The sequence below is a fragment of the Allobaculum sp. Allo2 genome (assembly GCF_022701175.1).
Taxonomy (GTDB): Bacteria; Bacillota_I; Bacilli_A; order Erysipelotrichales; family Erysipelotrichaceae; genus Allobaculum; species Allobaculum fili.
Genome location: NZ_CP078088.1, coordinates 2432406 through 2453264 on the forward strand (window position 1 = coordinate 2432406; position 20859 = coordinate 2453264).

At 50.4% G+C, this 20859-nt stretch carries 5 protein-coding genes, 6 rRNA genes and 2 pseudogenes; 4 read left to right on the plus strand and 9 right to left on the minus strand.

From position 1 onward, the window contains the following. Window positions 1–205: 205 nt before the first annotated feature. Together lysS and KWG61_RS14045 are read right to left on the minus strand one after the other, a co-directional pair. Window positions 206–1717, minus strand: coding sequence for a lysine--tRNA ligase (lysS, locus tag KWG61_RS14040; protein ID WP_230268394.1), 1512 nt, complete (start codon window positions 1715–1717; stop codon window positions 206–208). Between the two features lie 168 nt (window positions 1718–1885). Then, window positions 1886–2607 (minus strand): annotated as a pseudogene (locus KWG61_RS14045) (L-threonylcarbamoyladenylate synthase). 288 nt (window positions 2608–2895) lie between these two features. Between KWG61_RS14045 and mnmE the strand changes: the two are divergent. The 4 genes and pseudogenes from mnmE to KWG61_RS14060 all read left to right on the plus strand — a co-directional run bounded on the left by mnmE (window position 2896) and on the right by KWG61_RS14060 (window position 5963). Further along, window positions 2896–3944, plus strand: a pseudogene (gene mnmE / locus KWG61_RS14050) (tRNA uridine-5-carboxymethylaminomethyl(34) synthesis GTPase MnmE). Beyond that, window positions 3914–4225: a hypothetical protein gene (locus KWG61_RS17820; protein ID WP_367614215.1), complete on the plus strand. Its 312-nt coding sequence runs from the start codon at window positions 3914–3916 to the stop codon at window positions 4223–4225. The pseudogene mnmE and the gene KWG61_RS17820 overlap by 31 nt, the downstream one beginning before the upstream one ends. Window positions 4226–4253: 28 nt before the next feature. After that, window positions 4254–4859, plus strand: coding sequence for a DUF1622 domain-containing protein (locus KWG61_RS14055; protein WP_230268397.1), 606 nt, complete (start codon window positions 4254–4256; stop codon window positions 4857–4859). Between the two features lie 288 nt (window positions 4860–5147). Then, window positions 5148–5963 (plus strand): hypothetical protein, encoded by an 816-nt coding sequence (locus tag KWG61_RS14060; protein WP_242744351.1) that lies wholly within the window; start codon window positions 5148–5150, stop codon window positions 5961–5963. Between the two features lie 172 nt (window positions 5964–6135). On the opposite strand, the gene rrf (KWG61_RS14065) is transcribed toward KWG61_RS14060, so the two are convergent. The 7 genes from rrf (KWG61_RS14065) to KWG61_RS14095 all read right to left on the minus strand — a co-directional run bounded on the left by rrf (KWG61_RS14065) (window position 6136) and on the right by KWG61_RS14095 (window position 20374). Then, window positions 6136–6242, minus strand: a 5S ribosomal RNA gene (rrf, locus tag KWG61_RS14065). Window positions 6243–6354: 112 nt separating this feature from the next. Beyond that, a 23S ribosomal RNA gene (locus KWG61_RS14070) occupies window positions 6355–9226 on the minus strand. A 309-nt stretch (window positions 9227–9535) separates the two neighbouring features. After that, window positions 9536–11059 (minus strand): 16S ribosomal RNA (locus tag KWG61_RS14075). Together the 16S, 23S and 5S rRNA genes form the textbook arrangement of a ribosomal RNA operon. Window positions 11060–11684: 625 nt before the next feature. Further along, the gene (locus tag KWG61_RS14080; RefSeq protein ID WP_242744353.1) at window positions 11685–14933 is read right to left on the minus strand and encodes a glycoside hydrolase domain-containing protein; all 3249 of its coding nucleotides are present in this window, start codon (window positions 14931–14933) and stop codon (window positions 11685–11687) included. 515 nt (window positions 14934–15448) lie between these two features. After that, a 5S ribosomal RNA gene (rrf, locus tag KWG61_RS14085) occupies window positions 15449–15555 on the minus strand. Window positions 15556–15666: 111 nt separating this feature from the next. Beyond that, window positions 15667–18538 (minus strand): 23S ribosomal RNA (locus KWG61_RS14090). A 310-nt stretch (window positions 18539–18848) separates the two neighbouring features. Further along, window positions 18849–20374 (minus strand): 16S ribosomal RNA (locus tag KWG61_RS14095). Window positions 20375–20859 lie beyond the last annotated feature (485 nt).

The window sequence follows — 20859 nt, forward strand, 5'->3', positions numbered from 1 at the left end:
GAAAAAGTCTGCACAGTCATACGCCGTACGGTTATTTCTGCTTTCTGAAAAAAGAACCCCGAACTATACAGTCCAAGGTTCTGTCGGAAATCACGAGCGATGCTCAAAAAGTTATTTGTTTAAAATTTGCGGTAACCCCGTTTTACGACATTTTTCGATTAACAAAACGGCGCAAACGCTGTTTAAACCTGATTTTTGTGCTTATTTAGTCCGAGAGGGGCTTCATCGTCGGGAAGAGCAGGACTTCGCGAATCGAGCTCTGATCGGTCAGGAGCATGACAAAACGGTCAATGCCGAGGCCGACACCGCCGGTAGGCGGCATGCCGTATTCGAGGGCTTCTACGTAGTCGACGTCCATGTCGTTCGCTTCATCATCGCCCAGTTCGCGCAGAGCGAGCTGATTGAGGAAGCGTTCTTTCTGGTCAATCGGATCGTTGAGCTCAGAGAAGGCGTTGGCGTATTCGTGGCCTTTGATGAAGAGCTCATACCGGTCGGTGAAGCGCGGATCTTCCGCGTTCTTTTTGGCCAGCGGGGAAATTTCTACTGGATAATGGTAGACAAATGTCGGCTGTTCCAGCGTTTCTTCCACATATTTTTCGAAGAACAGGTCGAGAATGTGACCAACCGAGTTGTGCTTCTTCTCGAGTTCAATGCCGTGTTCTTCCGCAATTTTCTTCGCTTCTTCGAAATCGGTAATTTTTTCGAAGTCGATGCCGGTCTTTTCGAAAACCGCTTCGGACATTTTCAGACGAGCGAACGGCTTAGAAAGATCAATTTCCGTACCCTGATACGTTACGGTCTGCGTACCGAGAACGTTCTGTGCTACATAACGGAACAGACCTTCGATCAGGTCCATCATGCCCCGCAGATCGGAGTAAGCCACATACGCTTCAACGGTTGTGAATTCCGGGTTGTGGGTCTGGTCCATGCCTTCGTTACGGAACAGACGGCCGATTTCATAAACCCCTTCGAGTCCGCCGACAATCAGACGCTTCAGGTTCAGCTCAGTAGCAATACGCAGATACATATCGATGTCGAGCGTATTGTGATGCGTTACAAACGGACGGGCTGCCGCACCGCCAAGAATGGTATTCAGAACTGGCGTTTCGACTTCAATCAGGCCCTGGCCGTCAAGATACTGCTGAATGGCACGAATGATTTTCGGACGCGTAATTGCAATGCGGCGGGCATCGTCATTCATGATCAGATCGACGTAGCGACGACGGAAACGCTCTTCCATATCCGTCAGTCCATGGAATTTTTCCGGAAGCGGACGGAGTGATTTGGAAAGATGCGTGTACTCTTTGGCGCGTACGGCAATATCACCATGATCGGTTTTCATCAGAATGCCTTCAATGCCGACAATATCGCCAATATCGTTTTTCTTGTACACTTCGTAAGCCTCATCGCCTACCGTATCTTTACGTACGTAAATCTGGATCTGGCCGTCACGGTCCTGGATATGCATGAATCCGGCTTTGCCCATGCGGCGCTTGGTCATAATGCGGCCGGCGACTTTAACCGGAACCTGAAGTTCTTCGAGTTCTTCTTTGGATTTATCCGCATAAACCGGCAGAATATCGCTGGTTCGGTGGGTTCTTGGATAGGCCTGGCCGAATGGATCAACGCCCATATCGATCAGATCCTGCATTTTCTGACGACGGACTTTTTCCTGTTCAGTCAGTTTTACGTTATCTTTATTGCCTTTCTGGCTCATGATGACATTCCTTTCTGTTTACATATTTTCGGTGCGCAAAACAAAAGTCTGCAGATCAGACCGTTCGCTTTCCAGTTTGGAAAAAGCGTTCAAATTCACTTTATCAAAAACAGTTCTGACCATTTTTCGTTTTGCTTTCTCTTCAGAGTATTCATTTTTCGGGCTCTGTCAAATTGTTCGAAAACCCGTACAGACGCCCGCTATGCCTGCGACAGGCTGTATGGCTTTAGCCAAGGACTTTTTAATCTCTTCGAGATGAATAGGTCCCTGACGAAGGATTACAGGTGCGTCCCCGGTGCAGTCCACGATGGTGGAGGCGATGCCTTCCTGACAGGGACCGTCGAGAATTCCGTCGAGTGCCGGAAGCATATCGGCAGCCTCTTTCATGCAAAGGGCAGCCGGTTCGCCGGAAAGATTGGCGGAGCTGACCATCAGCGGTCTGGCTGTCTGACGCATGACATCGAGCAGTACCGGCGCATCCGGAATACGAAGGGCAATCGTATCCTTCCCGTTCGTGTATTCCCGACTGGCGTTTTCTTTAAGACGTACGATGAGCGTCATGGCGCCAGGTAAAAATGCGTCCGCCAGCTTCTGCGCCAGCGGGGAAATTTCAACGATATCCTCGACCTGATCCAGAGATGCGCACATCATCGGGATCGGTTTGGATTCCGGTCTCTTTTAATCTGTTTCAGTCTTTGAAGGGCGTCCAGATCACCGCAAATGCAGCCGACGCCATATACGGTATCGGTCGGAAACGCGAGGATTTTTCCGTCCTTCAGATCCTGAGCCATTTCACGAGTCTGTGTACTCGAATACTGTTTCATTTTTTCACCTGCTTTAGAATTTCCGCTTAATTTATTTGGGTTTCTACTATATAGTGCCTTAAGCATTGTATACAACCAGAGCCGGCCTGGCTTGCCCAAAAGCCAGATCGGTGTTCTGCAGCGTACGTGTCCGGCTTGTCTGCATTCGGATTCGGATCCCAAATCGCCGGCAGCCCTTGTCCTGGCGATCGTTCCTGGGATGCGGATACATTGGCCGGGTGTGCTATTCTCGTTAAGAGGAAGATAAGAAAGCAGGCCGGGTTTTACGGTCTGCCTTTCTTCTGTTTTTTAATCTGCCTGTTTACACGCTTTTGGCTGAACGGCGCGGCCGGTTTCAGCTTCAGGAGGTTTTACATGTTTGAAGATACCATTGCGGCGATTGCTACCCCGCTGGCGCGCGGAGCCATCTCCATTATCCGGCTCTCGGGCGACGATGCGATTGCGATCGCGGATTCCCTCTTTTCCGGAAATCTTTCCGCCGCGAAAAGCCATACCATTCATTATGGATATATTGAAGAAAACCAGACGCCGGTTGACGAGGTTCTCGTTTCTGTTTTCCGTGCCCCTCGATCGTATACGTGCGAGGATGTTGTGGAAATCAATGCACACGGCGGACCGCTCGTTACCCGCAAGATTCTTTCGCTGCTCCTGAAAAACGGCGCGCGGATGGCCCGACCCGGCGAATTTACGGAGCGCGCCTTTCTGAACGGCCGGATTGATTTGTCCCAGGCGGAAGCGGTCGAAGACATGATTGATGCGTCCACCGATGCCGGAAGCCGACAGGCCATCTACTCCATTCGCGGAGAAATCCGCAAGCTGCTTCAGCCGCTGATCGATTCCATGATGGATCTGATCGCCAATATCGAAGTCAATATCGATTATCCTGAATACGAAGATGCCGCCGAAATGACGGCGGAAACGCTCCTGCCTCATTCGCGTGAAATTATTGAACGAATGGATGAAATTATCGAACGTTCGAAAGCCGGGATGATGGTACAGGACGGCATCAGGACGGTCATTGCCGGCAAGCCGAATGTCGGCAAAAGTTCTCTGCTCAACGCTCTGCTGCGGGAAGACAAAGCGATTGTAACGGATATTGCCGGAACGACGCGCGACTTAGTCGAAGGCCGTGTTCAGATCGGCGATTTTGTTCTCAATCTTGTCGATACCGCCGGCATCCGAGAAGGGGCAGAAAAGATCGAGCAGATCGGTATTGAAAAAGCCGTCAGTCGATTGAAGATGCGGACCTTGTTCTGCTCGTTCTGGATGCGTCCAGACCTCTCGACGAACAGGATCAGGAGCTTCTGAAGATGACCGAAAACAAGCGGCGCATTCTGATCCTGAACAAAAGGATCTTGCCCCCGCCTTTGAAATGGATGGCGCCGTCTCGATTTCCGCTCTGAACAAAGATCTGGGCGGCTTGAGCGAAGCGCTCGGCCATCTGTTCACGAGCGATCAGATCGTATGGCAGCCGCGTCTTTCCAACGAACGGCAGCTCGGGCTTCTAAGTCAGGCCCGACAGGATATGGATCGCGCCAGAGAAGCTATGGAAAACGGCATAGAGCCGGATCTGATCGAAATTGATCTTCTGTCTGCACACGATCATCTCAAGGAGATTCTCGGTGAAGTTCACCGGGAAGATCTTCTCGATACCCTGTTTACCAATTTCTGTCTGGGCAAATAAGGAAAACGCCCGCTAGGAGTACTTTTTCATGTATTTTATTTCCACCTTATCCGCCAGCGCGCCCATCGTTTTGCGCGAAGCCGCCTATATGTCGGATACGACCCGGCTGTTTCATGAAGTGGTCATGGATCTGGCAGCCTTTTCCATGTATCTGCTGGAGCTGATGTCGATCATCCTGATCGTCTTTACCACCGTTTCGGCGTTCTTCAAGCTGTTTCGTCATGAACGCTATGCCCGCGTCTATCTGCTTCATGGCCAGTCTCTTGGTCTGACCTTCAAGCTGGGTGCCGAAATTCTGCGAACGATCACAGCGGCGTCCCTGATGGATATTTTCGAAGTCTTTCTTCTCATTGTGGTCAAGGCCTGCATGGTCGTTCTGATCGACCGGGAACTGAAGAGTGCTGATGAAAGCGATCTTTCGCTTCCTCCCGCTCAGCGTATAAAAGAAAGCCATGGATCCAAGTCTTCGCGTTCGGGAGCAACCTATCATTTCTCCCTGCTCCATAACGAAAACCGTACCCGTTCAGCCGAAGAAATGGATGAACTGCGAAATGAAGTCGAATCTCTGCGCCGTCAGCTGGATGCCCAGAATACGGCTTCGAATTCCGCCTCAAACGATCCGCAAACCGAATAAATCTGGATCCATTTCAGGTTCATTTTTCCATTCGTGGAAAATGAACCTTTTACGTATATTTCCTCGAAGACAAAAAGAGACGCCGAACCCGAACTAATGCTGCTTTTGAGAAATGGAGACCTCAGAGTATGCCGCTCCCGGTAAGCCGCTGATCATTTTCGACATCTTTTTATCTTTTTGCGATACTCCGATTATTCATTCATTATTAATGGTATTTTAAATCTGTAATCCCTGTTGGCTGATCCAAAGCGGCCGAACGGTTTGGCAAACAGGACAAAGGAGAAGATTATGAAATTCAAACGTACAGCTGCGCTCCTTTGCGCGGCTCTTCTTCTGGCTGGCTGTTCTTCTTCCGATTCCAAACCGGAGAAAGACAGCACAAGCGGAGGACAGAGTGAAGCAACGTCCGTCGCACAAACAGAAGAAAAGAAAGAAAAAGAAGAGGAAGGTTTTAAAGAAACCGTTATTTACGATCAGGACGGTCTCAAGGTCACCGCAACCGGCATGGAAAAAGGCTTTCTGGGCGAAGAAGTAAAGATGGTCTTTGAAAACAATTCGGATAAGAACTGGACCGTTCAGGCCAGAAACACTTCGGTTAACGGCGCTATGATCGATCCATCCATGTCCATCGAAGTGGCTCCCGGCAAGACTGGCAAAGGCGAAATGACTTTCCTTTCAAGCATGCTGGAAGATCAGGGCATCGATAAAATCCACACCATTGAATTCAACCTGCACTTCTTCAACAGCGATGACTTCATGGACAGCGTAGATTCCGATCTGATCACTCTGAAAACCGGAGAAGAAGAATCCGAAACCGATGCACCGGAAGGTACCGTTCTTGTAGACCAGAATGGAATCAAGATCATTTCTCTGGATGAAGTGGAATACGATGAATTTTTCGGAGCTGATCTTATGGTCTATATCGAGAATAATTCAGAAATCCCTAGGACTGTTCAGGCCAGAGACTGTTCCATCAACGGCTATATGGTAGATCCAATCTTCTCGTCGGATGTTATACCTGGTAAAAGGTACGAGAGGGCATTACCATCATGTCTTCCGACCTTGAAGACAACGACATCGATAAAATCTCAGAAGTTGAACTGACATTCCATATTTTTAACTCAGATGACTTGATGGATTCCTTTGACGTCGGTCCTGTCACTCTGAATTACTAATCCAAAACGATCTGCAGGCAGCTGCAGTTCATAAACGCTGAATATGAAAAAATCCCCGAAGAATATCGGATTTCTCCTTTATCTTTCGGGGATTTCATTTTGTCTGGCAGCTTCCTATCTTTGCCTTGCGGCTATTGTCGGCGTTCTGCAGCTTAACGGCTGTGTGCGAGATGGGAACAGGTGTATCCTGCAGGCTATCGCCACCATACGTAGATTTTTTGAATGGATCTTCCAAAAACAAACATCAGTCTTCCAGCATAACGATCTAACGCGATCGTTGGTTTCCATAGTGGCTTCTTGCGTATAGCTTTCTCGAATCTTAGATTAAGCTTTCGACCGATTAGTACTGGCCAACTCCACGAATCGCTTCGCTTCCATCTCCAGCCTATCGCCTTGTCGTCTTCAAGGGGTCTTATATACCGCAGATCTTATCTTGGGCTCGGCTTCGCGCTTAGATGCTTTCAGCGCTTATCCGATCCCTGCTTGGCTGCCCGGCTATGCTACTGGCGTAACAACCGGTGCACCATTGGCAGGTCCATCCCGGTCCTCTCGTACTAAGGACAGCTTCCCTCAGATCTCCTGCGCCCACAACAGATAGGGACCGAACTGTCTCACGACGTTCTGAACCCAGCTCGCGTACCGCTTTAATGGGCGGACAGCCCAACCCTTGGAACCGAATCCAGCTCCAGGATGCGATGAGCCGACATCGAGGTGCCAAACCCCGCCGTCGATGTGAACTCTTGGGCGGGATCAGCCTGTTATCCCCAGGGTAGCTTTTATCCGTTGAGCGACGGCCCTTCCATTCGGCACCGCCGGATCACTAATCCCGACTTTCGTCCCTGCTCGGCTTGTCGGCCTCGCAGTCAGGCGCGCTTATGCATTTACACTCTATATCTGGTTTCCATCCAGACTGAACGCACCTTTGGGCGCCTCCGTTACTCTTTGGGAGGCGACCGCCCCAGTCAAACTGCCCGCCTGGCACTGTCTATGAGTTTCTCTCTATGTTAGGGCTTCAAATCATCAGGGCGGTATCCCAACGTCGGCTCCAAGAATACTGGCGTACTCTTTTCTTCGCCTCCCGCCTATCCTGTACATGATCATCCAAAACCCAATACCAGGCTGCAGTAAAGCTCCATGGGGTCTTTCCGTCTAGTTGCGGGTAACCTGCATTTTCACAGGTACTAAGATTTCACCGAGTCTGCTGCCGAGACAGCGCCCAAATCGTTTCACCTTTCGTGCGGGTCAGAACTTACCTGACAAGGAATTTCGCTACCTTAGGACCGTTATAGTTACGGCCGCCGTTCACTGGGGCTTCGGACCACTGCTTCCTCCTTGCGGACTCACAGATCCCCTTAACCTTCCAGCACCGGGCAGGTGTCACCCCATATACTTCGCCTTACGGCTTTGCATAGAGCTGTGTTTTAGTTAAACAGTCGCTTGGGCCTTTTCACTGCGGCTCTCTCGAGCGCCCCTTCTTGCGAACGTACGGGGCCATTTTGCCGAGTTCCTTGGCAACAGTTCTCTCGCTCACCTTACAATTCTCTTGCCGCCCACCTGTGTCGGTTTTGGTACGGGCCAAGATAAAGTACTGCTAGAAGCTTTTCTTGAAAGCCGCTCCATGTGCTTCGCTACTTTCCAAGGATTTCGCTTACCTGTAACGCTCTGTACCTCCTGGTCCGGATTTGCCTGGACCGGTACTGCCGCGCTTCGCCCTCAATCCATTAAGAGGGTCACACTTCCCGTCTTTGTCACTCCATCGCCTTTATCTCAGGTGCAGGAATCTTCGCCTGCTTTCCATCTGCTTCGCCTGTCGGCTGCGCATTAGGTCCCGACTGACCCGGGGCGGACGAACCTTCCCCGGAATCCTTGGGCTTTCGGTGTGCAGGATTCTCACCTGCATCTCGCTACTCACACCGGCATTCTCACTTCCATGTCCTCCACATCCCCTTACGGTAATGCTTCCACGAACATGCAACGCTCCCCTACCACTAAATACTTCAGTACTTAATCCGCGCTTTCGGCAGACAGCTTAGCCCCGGTACATTTTCGGCGCAGGGCCACTCGACTAGTGAGCTGTTACGCACTCTTTCAAGGATGGCTGCTTCTGAGCCAACCTCCTAGTTGTCCGTGCGTCCCCACATCCTTTTCCACTGAGCTGTCATTTTGGGGCCTTAAACGGCGGTCTGGGCTGTTTCCCTCTTGAGCACGGACCTTATCACCCGCACTCTGACTGCCAACGACTTCCCGCTGCGGCATTCGTAAGTTTGATTCCATTCAGTACCCCGGGATGGGGCCATCATGAATTCAGCGCTCTACCTCCGCAGCCATAACATTGACGCTAGCCCTAAAGCTATTTCGGGGAGAACCAGCTATCTCCGGGTTCGATTGGAATTTCTCCGCCAGCCACAGGTCATCCGCCAGCTTTTCAACGATGGTCGGTTCGGTCCTCCACAAAGTTTCACCTCTGCTTCAACCTGCCCATGGCTAGATCACCCGGTTTCGGGTCTGCTCCTGACTACTTGTCGCCCTCTTAAGACTCGCTTTCGCTTCGGCTTCGCGTTTTCCCGCTTAACCTTGCATTCAAAAGCAACTCGCCGGTTCATTCTACAAAGGCACGCCATCACCCTTGGTCGGGCTCTGACTTCTTGCAGGCATACGGTTTCAGGTTCTCTTTCACTCCGCTTGCGCGGTTCTTTTCACCTTTCCCTCACGGTACTCTTCTCTATCGCTCACTCTTACTTATTTAGCCTTGGCGGATGGTCCCGCCTGCTTCCAACAGGATTTCACGTGTCCCGTTGTACTCAGGATTCCGCTCCTTACTCGACTCGCTTGCCGGTACAGGGATTTCACCTTCTCTGTCCGCGCTTTCCATCGCGTTCCCGTTCGCTCGTCTTTCATTTCCAGCGGTCCTACAACCCCATATCGCTATGGTTTGGGCTCTTTCCCTTTCGCTCGCCGCTACTCGGAAAATCACTTTTGTTTTCTTTTCCTCCGGCTACTTAGATGTTTCAGTTCACCGGGTTTCTCTCCATTTGCATGGATGACTGGCTATAAAACCAGTCGGGTTCCCCCATTCGGATATCCGTGTGTCGTCGCTTTCCTGACAGCTCGGCACGGCTTTTCGCAGCCTGACGCGTCCTTCATCATTCAAGAGTGGCAAGGCATCCTCCGTACGCCCTTCCTTGCTTGATCTAGTTCTCTAACTTTGGTTCTAGTTATGCTTGTTTCGAGATTTTTCTATTTCGTAAGAACTGTTCCACTAACTGTTTCCAACTTTCGGTTAAATCTTTTTACTCTTCAACTTTTCGTTAGACCTTCTGTTATGTCTTCTTACTGATGCTCGTTTTTCAAAGATCCATTCTTGGAACAAAAGAAAAGATAACTATTTATCCTTCTTTCTGTCCTGGAAGATCGCTCTTCCAAAACCTCACAGACAAATCCTCACTCATTACTCTTTGCCATCGGCTTTCGCCTATGGACTTCCTTGTACTTTCTCCTTAGAAAGGAGGTGATCCATCCCCACGTTCCCGTAGGGATACCTTGTTACGACTTAACCCCAGTCGTCGGCCCCGCCTTAGACGACTCACTCCCTTTAAGGGTTATGCCGTCGGCTTCGGGCGTTGCCGGCTTCCATGGTTTGACGGGCGGTGTGTACAAGGCCCGGGAACGTATTCACCGCGGCATGCTGATCCGCGATTACTAGCGATTCCAACTTCATGAAGTCGGGTTGCAGACTTCAATCCGAACTGGGACGTCTTTTATGGGGTTCGCTTCCCTTCACAGGTTCGCTTCCCTTTGTAGACGCCATTGTAGTACGTGTGTAGCCCAGGCCATAAGGGGCATGATGATTTGACGTCATCCCCGCCTTCCTCCGGTTTGTCACCGGCAGTCTGATATGAGTTCTCAACTCAATGGTAGCAACATATCACGAGGGTTGCGCTCGTTGCCAGACTTAACTGAACATCTCACGACACGAGCTGACGACAACCATGCACCACCTGTATGGACGGTAACCTCCAACTTATCTCTAAGTCTTTGCGTCCTATGTCAAGGCCTGGTAAGGTTCTTCGCGTTGCTTCGAATTAAACCACATACTCCACCGCTTGTGCGGGCCCCGTCAATTCCTTTGAGTTTCACACTTGCGTGCATACTCCCCAGGCGGAGGAGTCACTGCGTTAGCTTCGGCACCGGGGTCCTCCCTCCGACACCTGCTCCTCATCGTTTAGGGCGTGGACTACTAGGGTATCTAATCCTATTTGCTCCCCACGCTTTCGTGCCTGAGCGTCAGCAACAGTCCAGGCGGTCGCCTTCGCAACTGGTGTTCTTCCATATATCTACGCATTTTACCGCTACACATGGAGTTCCACCGCCCTCTCCTGTCCTCTAGCGTGCCAGTTTCCAAAGCCTGTACCGGTTAAGCCCGTACCTTTCACTTCAGACTTGACGCGCAGCCTGCGCACCCTTTACGCCCAATCATTCCGGATAACGCTTGCCACCTACGTATTACCGCGGCTGCTGGCACGTAGTTAGCCGTGACTTTCTGGCGGGGTACCATCAAAAGAAAAGCATTTCCTCTTTCCTTCCTTTTTCCCCGCAACAGAGTTTTACGATCCGAAGACCTTCTTCGCTCACGCGGCATTGCTCGTTCAGGCTTGCGCCCATTGACGAAAATTCCCTACTGCTGCCTCCCGCAGGAGTCTGGGCCGTGTCTCAGTCCCAGTGTGGCCGATCGCCCTCTCAGGCCGGCTATGCATCATCGTCTTGGTGAGCTGTTACCTCGCCAACTAACTAATGCACCGCAGATCCATCCGTCCCCAGGCAAACGCCTGTTTCAAAAGAAGAAGATGCCTTCTTCTTTCCTATGGGGTTTTAGACTTCGTTTCCAAAGCGTATCCCCGGGTATGGGCAGGTTATCTACGTGTTACTCACCCGTTCGCCACTGATATCCGAAGATATCCGTTCGACTTGCATGTATTAGGCATGCCGCCAGCGTTCATCCTGAGCCAGGATCAAACTCTCCATTTGATATTGACTCAAACGCTTATGCGTTTAATGTTTCGTGAATAAATGATTGTTCGAGTACTTTTTGTGATTTTAAGAATCGACGTTGTGTATTTCGAATTTCTTGATCTGTCTGTAAAGTTTTCAAAGAGCCATCTGTTTGCGAGAAGATCAATGTCTCTCACAAGGCTTGTTTATCCTATCATCGTCAGAAATTTCTGTCAACAGTTATTCGTGAAATTCTTCAAGATTTTCACTTAAGCTGTTTTCTTAGATATCTAAAGGTGATTTGACGACTGAGAGAAGCGATTTCCCTCAGCGCTCAACTATAATAACACGGGCATCGAAGTGACGCAAGCATTATTTGTGAATTTTAAAACAATTTCACGACTAGCTGATTGGGCTGTTATTTCGCTTTTGCGTACAAACAGCTTTTCATTTATACACCTCAAAAGAAAGAACGCAAATCTTATGCTCCTGGGATCGCCCCCAGAAAATTGATTTTCCGTCTGCTTTCTGTACAGCTCATCGGGTTTCCATAAAAGGAGGACTCTGGTTTTACTTTCCAGAGTCCTCACAATCGGTTTAAAGCGTACGGCATCCAGATTCAGATGCCGTTTCGAACGTTCCTTTTTCGAACAGACTGAGCTTAGTCATTCTGTACTGTAGGAAGGTGATTCGCATTGGGGAGAAGACGCAGGGCCAGAAGAAGCGCATGGAGCGTTTCGACTTCCTGGTCGACCTGATCCTGACTTTCCGGATGATTCAGGATTGCTTTGGCCGTTTCTGTTTCTTCTGCCAGCTGCGTCCAGCCTGTGCTTTCGTAGTCGGTTTCCTCAAATTTGAGGTGATCGACTTTATCTGTGAGCTGAGCGAGCAGTTCCGTATGGATCGTTTCCATTTCTTCCGGGGCAATCGTGTGCGCAGCTGCCTGCATTGCATCCGCAACCGCTTTGGTCTGTGCATGAACGCTCATTCTCACCTCCTGAGAAGAGGCAACGGCCGAGCCATAGCTGCTCGTCTGCGACGGCTTGCTCATGCTGTCAACGGCGCTCTGCAGGCTGGCTTTTGCACTCTCGTCGAGATCTTCATTTGCGAGCAGCCAGCGAACTTTCGCACTGTCGCGAATACCCTGCCTGAGCATTTCATAACGCGGGGTACTGTAATAGTTCTTGCCCTGAATCAGATCGGTATTACCTCTCTCAAGCGGATAGATAAACCAGCCGTCTCCCGGTTCCCAATAGCGGTAAGTAGCGTCGCCGTGCATGTCATAGACGTAGTTATCGAATGCCCAGCGCATGTAACCGTCGGTTTTGAGGGTAACGGTATAGAACATATCCCAGTAGTTGTCGCCTGGATCGGAAATCATGAAGTTCGACGGATAGTCGCCCGTGCACGTATAGAACGTGGTGTTCAGACCTTTTTCGCGTCGATGCTCGGACAGCGCAGCCGTTTGTTCCTTGGATGTATTGCCCAGGTTGACGGAAATATCGTCAATCTTATCTGTGAAATCGTAATAGGACGGAGCACTGTAGTTCAGTGCGGAAGAAATCTTGAACTGTTTGCCGTCTTCGGTCTTAATCGAATCGATCAGCTCAACAGCCGGTTCCAGCATATCCAGACTTCTTTCATCCATGGAAATATAGGTGATGTCGGTCCATCCTTTTTCCTCGGAATGCTGCAGATAGTCCTGCAGAAAGTCGGTCCAGATTTCTTTCCATTCGTCGCTTCCCGGCGTAAAGGTCTGGGATTTGGTCGAGCTCGTTGCTTCATCAAACCACGAAATCTGGTTGTTCCATGGAACGATGGAATAGGCCTTGATCTGACCAATGCCGTTGGCTGGATCCAGAACGCCGCATTCAATCATGAAATTGATCCAGGTATCGTACCAGGAATAGTCGAAATCCCAGGTACCGTCAGACTTCTTCGTCCACTGCACCATGGACAGGTCGTTATAGAACGACTGATGGCCCCAGGCCTGATCCACAATATTGGCTACCGCATCGTGACCGCCGATGGCCGCATAGTCTTCGTAGGAATCACGCATGAGATCCAGATGTTCTTGGGTGAAATAGAAATCTTTCTGACTGTCTGTGCAAATCGATCCCTTGTTATTGGCACCTAAGCCAAGATAGTTGTCCGCTACCGAGAACGGATGCTGCCAGAGCTGAATTCCAGTCAGTTCCGGATCCGGCTGCTGTACATTAATGACTTCCAGCGTATAGTCGAGTTCCTTCAGCGAAGACGCTTCATCGCAGGAGATACGAACCTTGCCTTTGTACGTACCCGGTTTCGTCGAAGCGGTCGTGCCAAACTGGATCCAGGCAAAGCGAATCGACTGTGCAGGAATGGTAATCTTGCCGGGATTGCCGATCAGATCCGGGAACTCCTTAACCGGCGCACCCGAATTGCCGCGTCCAATATTGGCCGTAGTCGTTTCGAGCCAGCCATAATGCATGGCTGATGCCGGCAGTTTATCTCCGTCTTCATTCACGAAATCGGAAAAACTCAGTTCTACGTTATGAAGGTCTTCGCCCATGGACGCTACGTTGACTTTCGAGTTGATCGTGTCATTTTTCCAGAGCGTTCCCTTAAATGAATCGCCCTCACCCGCATAGAGGCTCGAATAGTTTTCCGGAAGATCCAGAAGCTTTTCGTTGCCGACATAGGCATTCATCGTCGACAGATCGGGATCGACATTGAGAACAATTGAAGCGCTGATTTCCGGATGATCTTTCAGTGCTGCCATAATGGTTACCTTTTTCTTTTCTGTAACGACATCCTTGCCAGCGATGGTGACTTTTCCGTTTTCATCCACTGCGGCAATTGTCGGGTCGCTGCTCGTCCAGACGAGAGTACCCGTCGAATTCCATGGCTGGAACTCTTTTTCGAGTGTCAGTTCTGTTCCTGGAATTGCTGTCGTCGCTGTACTGTGAAGAGAAACAGAAATCGGTGTCAGTTCCTCATGATAGACTTTCAGATAATCGAGCTGAATGGCCATATCGGGCTGATCCTTCAGTTCCACTTTCAGCGTATGTTCGCCTTCTTCAAGCGTATCTGAAGCCCAGATCAGCTGCTGATTCACACGCGTATCGCTCGTAGCGCTGGCGGTTCCCACTTCTACGCCGTCAATAGAGAACGTATAAACGCCATGACCAGGGGCTTTGGTTGCCCACATTTCGACTTTATTGCCGATGAACTTCATTTCAAAGGAGTCTCCGTCATAGGCATAGTGCTCATATCCGTCGTGAAATGCGTCTGGATAAGCTGTACCGCCGCCTTTCCAGTTTCCGTTGTATTTCACTTTAAAGAGCTCATCATCTTCCGTGATGTCCATATCTTCGACGATCGTATAGCCCTTGAACGGTTCTGGTTCACCACTCGACCAGACTTTAAAGTAAGTAACGCTCATTCCATAAAGCGTTCCGGAAGCCGCCGCATTGGCTTCATCCAGAATGGTCAGCTTCAGCGTATGCTCTTTTTCATCCAGGTTAAGATTCGAATCTTCGGAACTGAACAGGAGCGTATCCGCTCCGGTTCGGCTTTCGGCCCACGCATCGCAGGTAACGGCTTCTCCGTCATCAATGGAAACGGAAAACTTCCGATGATTGGGGGCTTTTACACCGTAGATTTCCACTTTCTGGCCTGTAAACGTAAAAGTCAGACTGGCGCCAGCCTGATTGGCATAATGCTCGGTTGCAGCCGGATCGCCGCTTCCGCCTGCTGTCCATCCGCCGTTATTCGCGTTGCCTTCGGAATAGGCAATGGAGGCGTCCGTGTCATCCACTGTTTTTTCGGTAAGAGTTTCTGCCTGCGGCATCAGCGCTGCATTTTTCATGATCGTTTGAGCCGGTGTCCAGGATTTCGCCAGAACCGGAACAGGAACAATCAGACTCATTGCCATGCTGCCTGCGCAAAACAGGCTTCCCATTCTGCCAAACGTTTTCGCTCTGGCAGATGTTCTGCTGTGATTCTTCATAAATCCTCACTTTCTTTCTCGACCGAAAGCACAGAACCCGATTGGGAATCCATGCTCCCAGTAAAATCAGCGGTCAAGAACGGTTGTTTTCCAGCTGCACTGCCCGCTGCAGCCTGTCTTTTGAATTTGCCCGATTAAAAGACGAAACGTCTATTCTTTTCCGCTTTCATCCATCATCTTAACGTATTTACGAAATCCCAAAGATTTCAATTTTTGTGAAATCCGCAATCCAATTTCAGTTTGTTTGAAAAAATTTTGAACAGCGTTCCGCTCAGAACTGAATCTTTACACCGCTTCTGGACCAGTTCTACCTGCTGTCCGGGCGGACGGCAGCGACCGGATCAGATCCCGGATTTCTCACTTCCAGAACGCAGACTATGAAAAAATCCCCGAAAGATATAGGATTTCTCCTTTATCCTTCGGGGATTTCATTTGTCTGGCAGCTTCCTATCTTTGCCTTGCGGCTATTGTCGGCGTTCTGCAGCTTAACGGCTGTGTGCGAGATGGGAACAGGTGTATCCTGCAGGCTATCGCCACCATACTTAGATTTTTGAATGGATCTTCCAAAAACAAACATCAGTCTTCTAACATAACGATCTAACGCGATCGTTGGTTTCCATAGTGGCTTCTTGCGTATAGCTTTCTCGAATCTTAGATTAAGCTTTCGACCGATTAGTACTGGCCAACTCCGCGAATCACTTCGCTTCCATCTCCAGCCTATCGCCTTGTCGTCTTCAAGGGGTCTTATATACCGCAGATCTTATCTTGGGCTCGGCTTCGCGCTTAGATGCTTTCAGCGCTTATCCGATCCCTGCTTGGCTGCCCGGCTATGCTACTGGCGTAACAACCGGTGCACCATTGGCAGGTCCATCCCGGTCCTCTCGTACTAAGGACAGCTTCCCTCAGATCTCCTGCGCCCACAACAGATAGGGACCGAACTGTCTCACGACGTTCTGAACCCAGCTCGCGTACCGCTTTAATGGGCGGACAGCCCAACCCTTGGAACCGAATCCAGCTCCAGGATGCGATGAGCCGACATCGAGGTGCCAAACCCCGCCGTCGATGTGAACTCTTGGGCGGGATCAGCCTGTTATCCCCAGGGTAGCTTTTATCCGTTGAGCGACGGCCCTTCCATTCGGCACCGCCGGATCACTAATCCCGACTTTCGTCCCTGCTCGGCTTGTTGGCCTCGCAGTCAGGCGCGCTTATGCATTTACACTCTATATCTGGTTTCCATCCAGACTGAACGCACCTTTGGGCGCCTCCGTTACTCTTTGGGAGGCGACCGCCCCAGTCAAACTGCCCGCCTGGCACTGTCTATGAGTTTCTCTCTATGTTAGGGCTTCAAATCATCAGGGCGGTATCCCAACGTCGGCTCCAAGAATACTGGCGTACTCTTTTCTTCGCCTCCCGCCTATCCTGTACATGATCATCCAAAACCCAATACCAGGCTGCAGTAAAGCTCCATGGGGTCTTTCCGTCTAGTTGCGGGTAACCTGCATTTTCACAGGTACTAAGATTTCACCGAGTCTGCTGCCGAGACAGCGCCCAAATCGTTTCACCTTTCGTGCGGGTCAGAACTTACCTGACAAGGAATTTCGCTACCTTAGGACCGTTATAGTTACGGCCGCCGTTCACTGGGGCTTCGGACCACTGCTTCCTCCTTGCGGACTCACAGATCCCCTTAACCTTCCAGCACCGGGCAGGTGTCACCCCATATACTTCGCCTTACGGCTTTGCATAGAGCTGTGTTTTAGTTAAACAGTCGCTTGGGCCTTTTCACTGCGGCTCTCTCGAGCGCCCCTTCTTGCGAACGTACGGGGCCATTTTGCCGAGTTCCTTGGCAACAGTTCTCTCGCTCACCTTACAATTCTCTTGCCGCCCACCTGTGTCGGTTTTGGTACGGGCCAAGATAAAGTATCGCTAGAAGCTTTTCTTGAAAGCCGCTCCATGTGCTTCGCTACTTTCCAAGGATTTCGCTTACCTCTAACGCTCTGTACCTCTCGGTCCGGATTTGCCTGGACCGGTACTGCCGCGCTTCGCCCTCAATCCATTAAGAGGGTCACACTTCCCGTCTTTGTCACTCCATCGCCTTTATCTCAGGTGCAGGAATCTTCGCCTGCTTTCCATCTGCTTCGCCTGTCGGCTGCGCATTAGGTCCCGACTGACCCGGGGCGGACGAACCTTCCCCGGAATCCTTGGGCTTTCGGTGTGCAGGATTCTCACCTGCATCTCGCTACTCACACCGGCATTCTCACTTCCATGTCCTCCACATCCCCTTACGGTAATGCTTCAATGAACATGCAACGCTCCCCTACCACTAAATACTCTAGTACTTAATCCGCGCTTTCGGCAGACAGCTTAGCCCCGGTACATTTTCGGCGCAGGGCCACTCGACTAGTGAGCTGTTACGCACTCTTTCAAGGATGGCTGCTTCTGAGCCAACCTCCTAGTTGTCCGTGCGTCCCCACATCCTTTTCCACTGAGCTGTCATTTTGGGGCCTTAAACGGCGGTCTGGGCTGTTTCCCTCTTGAGCACGGACCTTATCACCCGCACTCTGACTGCCAACGACTTCCCGCTGCGGCATTCGTAAGTTTGATTCCATTCAGTACCCCGGGATGGGGCCATCATGAATTCAGCGCTCTACCTCCGCAGCCATAACATTGACGCTAGCCCTAAAGCTATTTCGGGGAGAACCAGCTATCTCCGGGTTCGATTGGAATTTCTCCGCCAGCCACAGGTCATCCGCCAGCTTTTCAACGATGGTCGGTTCGGTCCTCCACAAAGTTTCACCTCTGCTTCAACCTGCCCATGGCTAGATCACCCGGTTTCGGGTCTGCTCCTGACTACTTGCCGCCCTCTTAAGACTCGCTTTCGCTTCGGCTTCGCGTTTTCCCGCTTAACCTTGCATTCAAAAGCAACTCGCCGGTTCATTCTACAAAGGCACGCCATCACCCTTGGTCGGGCTCTGACTTCTTGCAGGCATACGGTTTCAGGTTCTCTTTCACTCCGCTTGCGCGGTTCTTTTCACCTTTCCCTCACGGTACTCTTCTCTATCGCTCACTCTTACTTATTTAGCCTTGGCGGATGGTCCCGCCTGCTTCCAACAGGATTTCACGTGTCCCGTTGTACTCAGGATTCCGCTCCTTACTTGACTCGCTTGCCGGTACAGGGATTTCACCTTCTCTGTCCGCGCTTTCCATCGCGTTCCCGTTCGCTCGTCTTTCATTTCCAGCGGTCCTACAACCCCATATCGCTATGGTTTGGGCTCTTTCCCTTTCGCTCGCCGCTACTCGGAAAATCACTTTTGTTTTCTTTTCCTCCGGCTACTTAGATGTTTCAGTTCACCGGGTTTCTCTCCATTTGCATGGATGACTGGCTATAAAACCAGCCGGGTTCCCCCATTCGGATATCCGTGTGTCGTCGCTTCCCTGACAGCTCGGCACGGCTTTTCGCAGCCTGGCGCGTCCTTCATCATTCAAGAGTGGCAAGGCATCCTCCGTACGCCCTTCCTTGCTTGATCTAGTTCTCTAACTTTGGTTCTAGTTATGCTTGTTTCGAGATTTTTCTATTTCGTAAGAACTGTTCCACTAACTGTTTCCAACTTTCGGTTAAATCTTTATTACTCTTCAACTTTTCGTTAGACCTTCTGTTATGTCTTCTTACTGATGCTCGTTTTTCAAAGATCCATTCTTTGAACAAAAGGAAAGATAACTATTTATCCTTCTTTCTGTCCTGGAAGATCGCTCTTCCAAAACCTCACAGACAAATCCTCACTCATTACTCTTTGCCATCGGCTTTCACCAATGGACTTCCTTGTACTTTCTCCTTAGAAAGGAGGTGATCCATCCCCACGTTCCCGTAGGGATACCTTGTTACGACTTAACCCCAGTCGTCGGCCCCGCCTTAGACGACTCACTCCCTTTAAGGGTTATGCCGTCGGCTTCGGGCGTTGCCGGCTTCCATGGTTTGACGGGCGGTGTGTACAAGGCCCGGGAACGTATTCACCGCGGCATGCTGATCCGCGATTACTAGCGATTCCAACTTCATGAAGTCGGGTTGCAGACTTCAATCCGAACTGGGACGTCTTTTATGGGGTTCGCTTCCCTTCACAGGTTCGCTTCCCTTTGTAGACGCCATTGTAGTACGTGTGTAGCCCAGGCCATAAGGGGCATGATGATTTGACGTCATCCCCGCCTTCCTCCGGTTTGTCACCGGCAGTCTGATATGAGTTCTCAACTCAATGGTAGCAACATATCACGAGGGTTGCGCTCGTTGCCAGACTTAACTGAACATCTCACGACACGAGCTGACGACAACCATGCACCACCTGTATGGACGGTAACCTCCAACTTATCTCTAAGTCTTTGCGTCCTATGTCAAGGCCTGGTAAGGTTCTTCGCGTTGCTTCGAATTAAACCACATACTCCACCGCTTGTGCGGGCCCCCGTCAATTCCTTTGAGTTTCACACTTGCGTGCATACTCCCCAGGCGGAGGAGTCACTGCGTTAGCTTCGGCACCGGGGTCCTCCCTCCGACACCTGCTCCTCATCGTTTAGGGCGTGGACTACTAGGGTATCTAATCCTATTTGCTCCCCACGCTTTCGTGCCTGAGCGTCAGCAACAGTCCAGGCGGTCGCCTTCGCAACTGGTGTTCTTCCATATATCTACGCATTTTACCGCTACACATGGAGTTCCACCGCCCTCTCCTGTCCTCTAGCGTGCCAGTTTCCAAAGCCTGTACCGGTTAAGCCCGTACCTTTCACTTCAGACTTGACGCGCAGCCTGCGCACCCTTTACGCCCAATCATTCCGGATAACGCTTGCCACCTACGTATTACCGCGGCTGCTGGCACGTAGTTAGCCGTGACTTTCTGGCGGGGTACCATCAAAAGAAAAGCATTTCCTCTTCCCTTCCTTTTTCCCCCGCAACAGAGTTTTACGATCCGAAGACCTTCTTCGCTCACGCGGCATTGCTCGTTCAGGCTTGCGCCCATTGACGAAAATTCCCTACTGCTGCCTCCCGCAGGAGTCTGGGCCGTGTCTCAGTCCCAGTGTGGCCGATCGCCCTCTCAGGCCGGCTATGCATCATCGTCTTGGTGAGCTGTTACCTCGCCAACTAACTAATGCACCGCAGATCCATCCGTCCCCAGGCAAACGCCTGTTTCAAAAGAAGAAGATGCCTTCTTCTTTCCTATGGGGTTTTAGACTTCGTTTCCAAAGCGTATCCCCGGGTATGGGCAGGTTATCTACGTGTTACTCACCCGTTCGCCACTGATATCCGAAGATATCCGTTCGACTTGCATGTATTAGGCATGCCGCCAGCGTTCATCCTGAGCCAGGATCAAACTCTCCATTTGATATTGACTCAAACGCTTATGCGTTTAATGTTTCGTGAATAAATGATTGCTCGAGTACTTTTTGTGATTTTAAGAATCGACGTTGTGTATTTCAGAATTTCTTGATCTGTCTGTAAAGTTTTCAAAGAGCCATCTGCTTGTGAGAAACTCGATGCCTCTCACAAGGCTTGTTTATCATATCATCTGCAGAAATCTCTGTCAACAACTGTTTGTGAATTTCTTTATGATTTTCACTTAAGCTGTTTTCTTCGATATCTAAAGGTGATTTGATGCGTTTTGGAAGTCATTTCCTTAACGCTCACTTAGAATATCACAGCATTTTCTCCTATGCAAGCCTTATTTGTGAATTTTTAAAACATTTTCACATCTAGGAATTGCTAGAGATTCAGCTGTGTTCTTCAAGCGGCTGTCTGCTTTCAAACAGCTTTGTTAAGATACTCCTTCTTTACGGAATCTGTCAAATTAAAATACTCTCGCCGCATTTT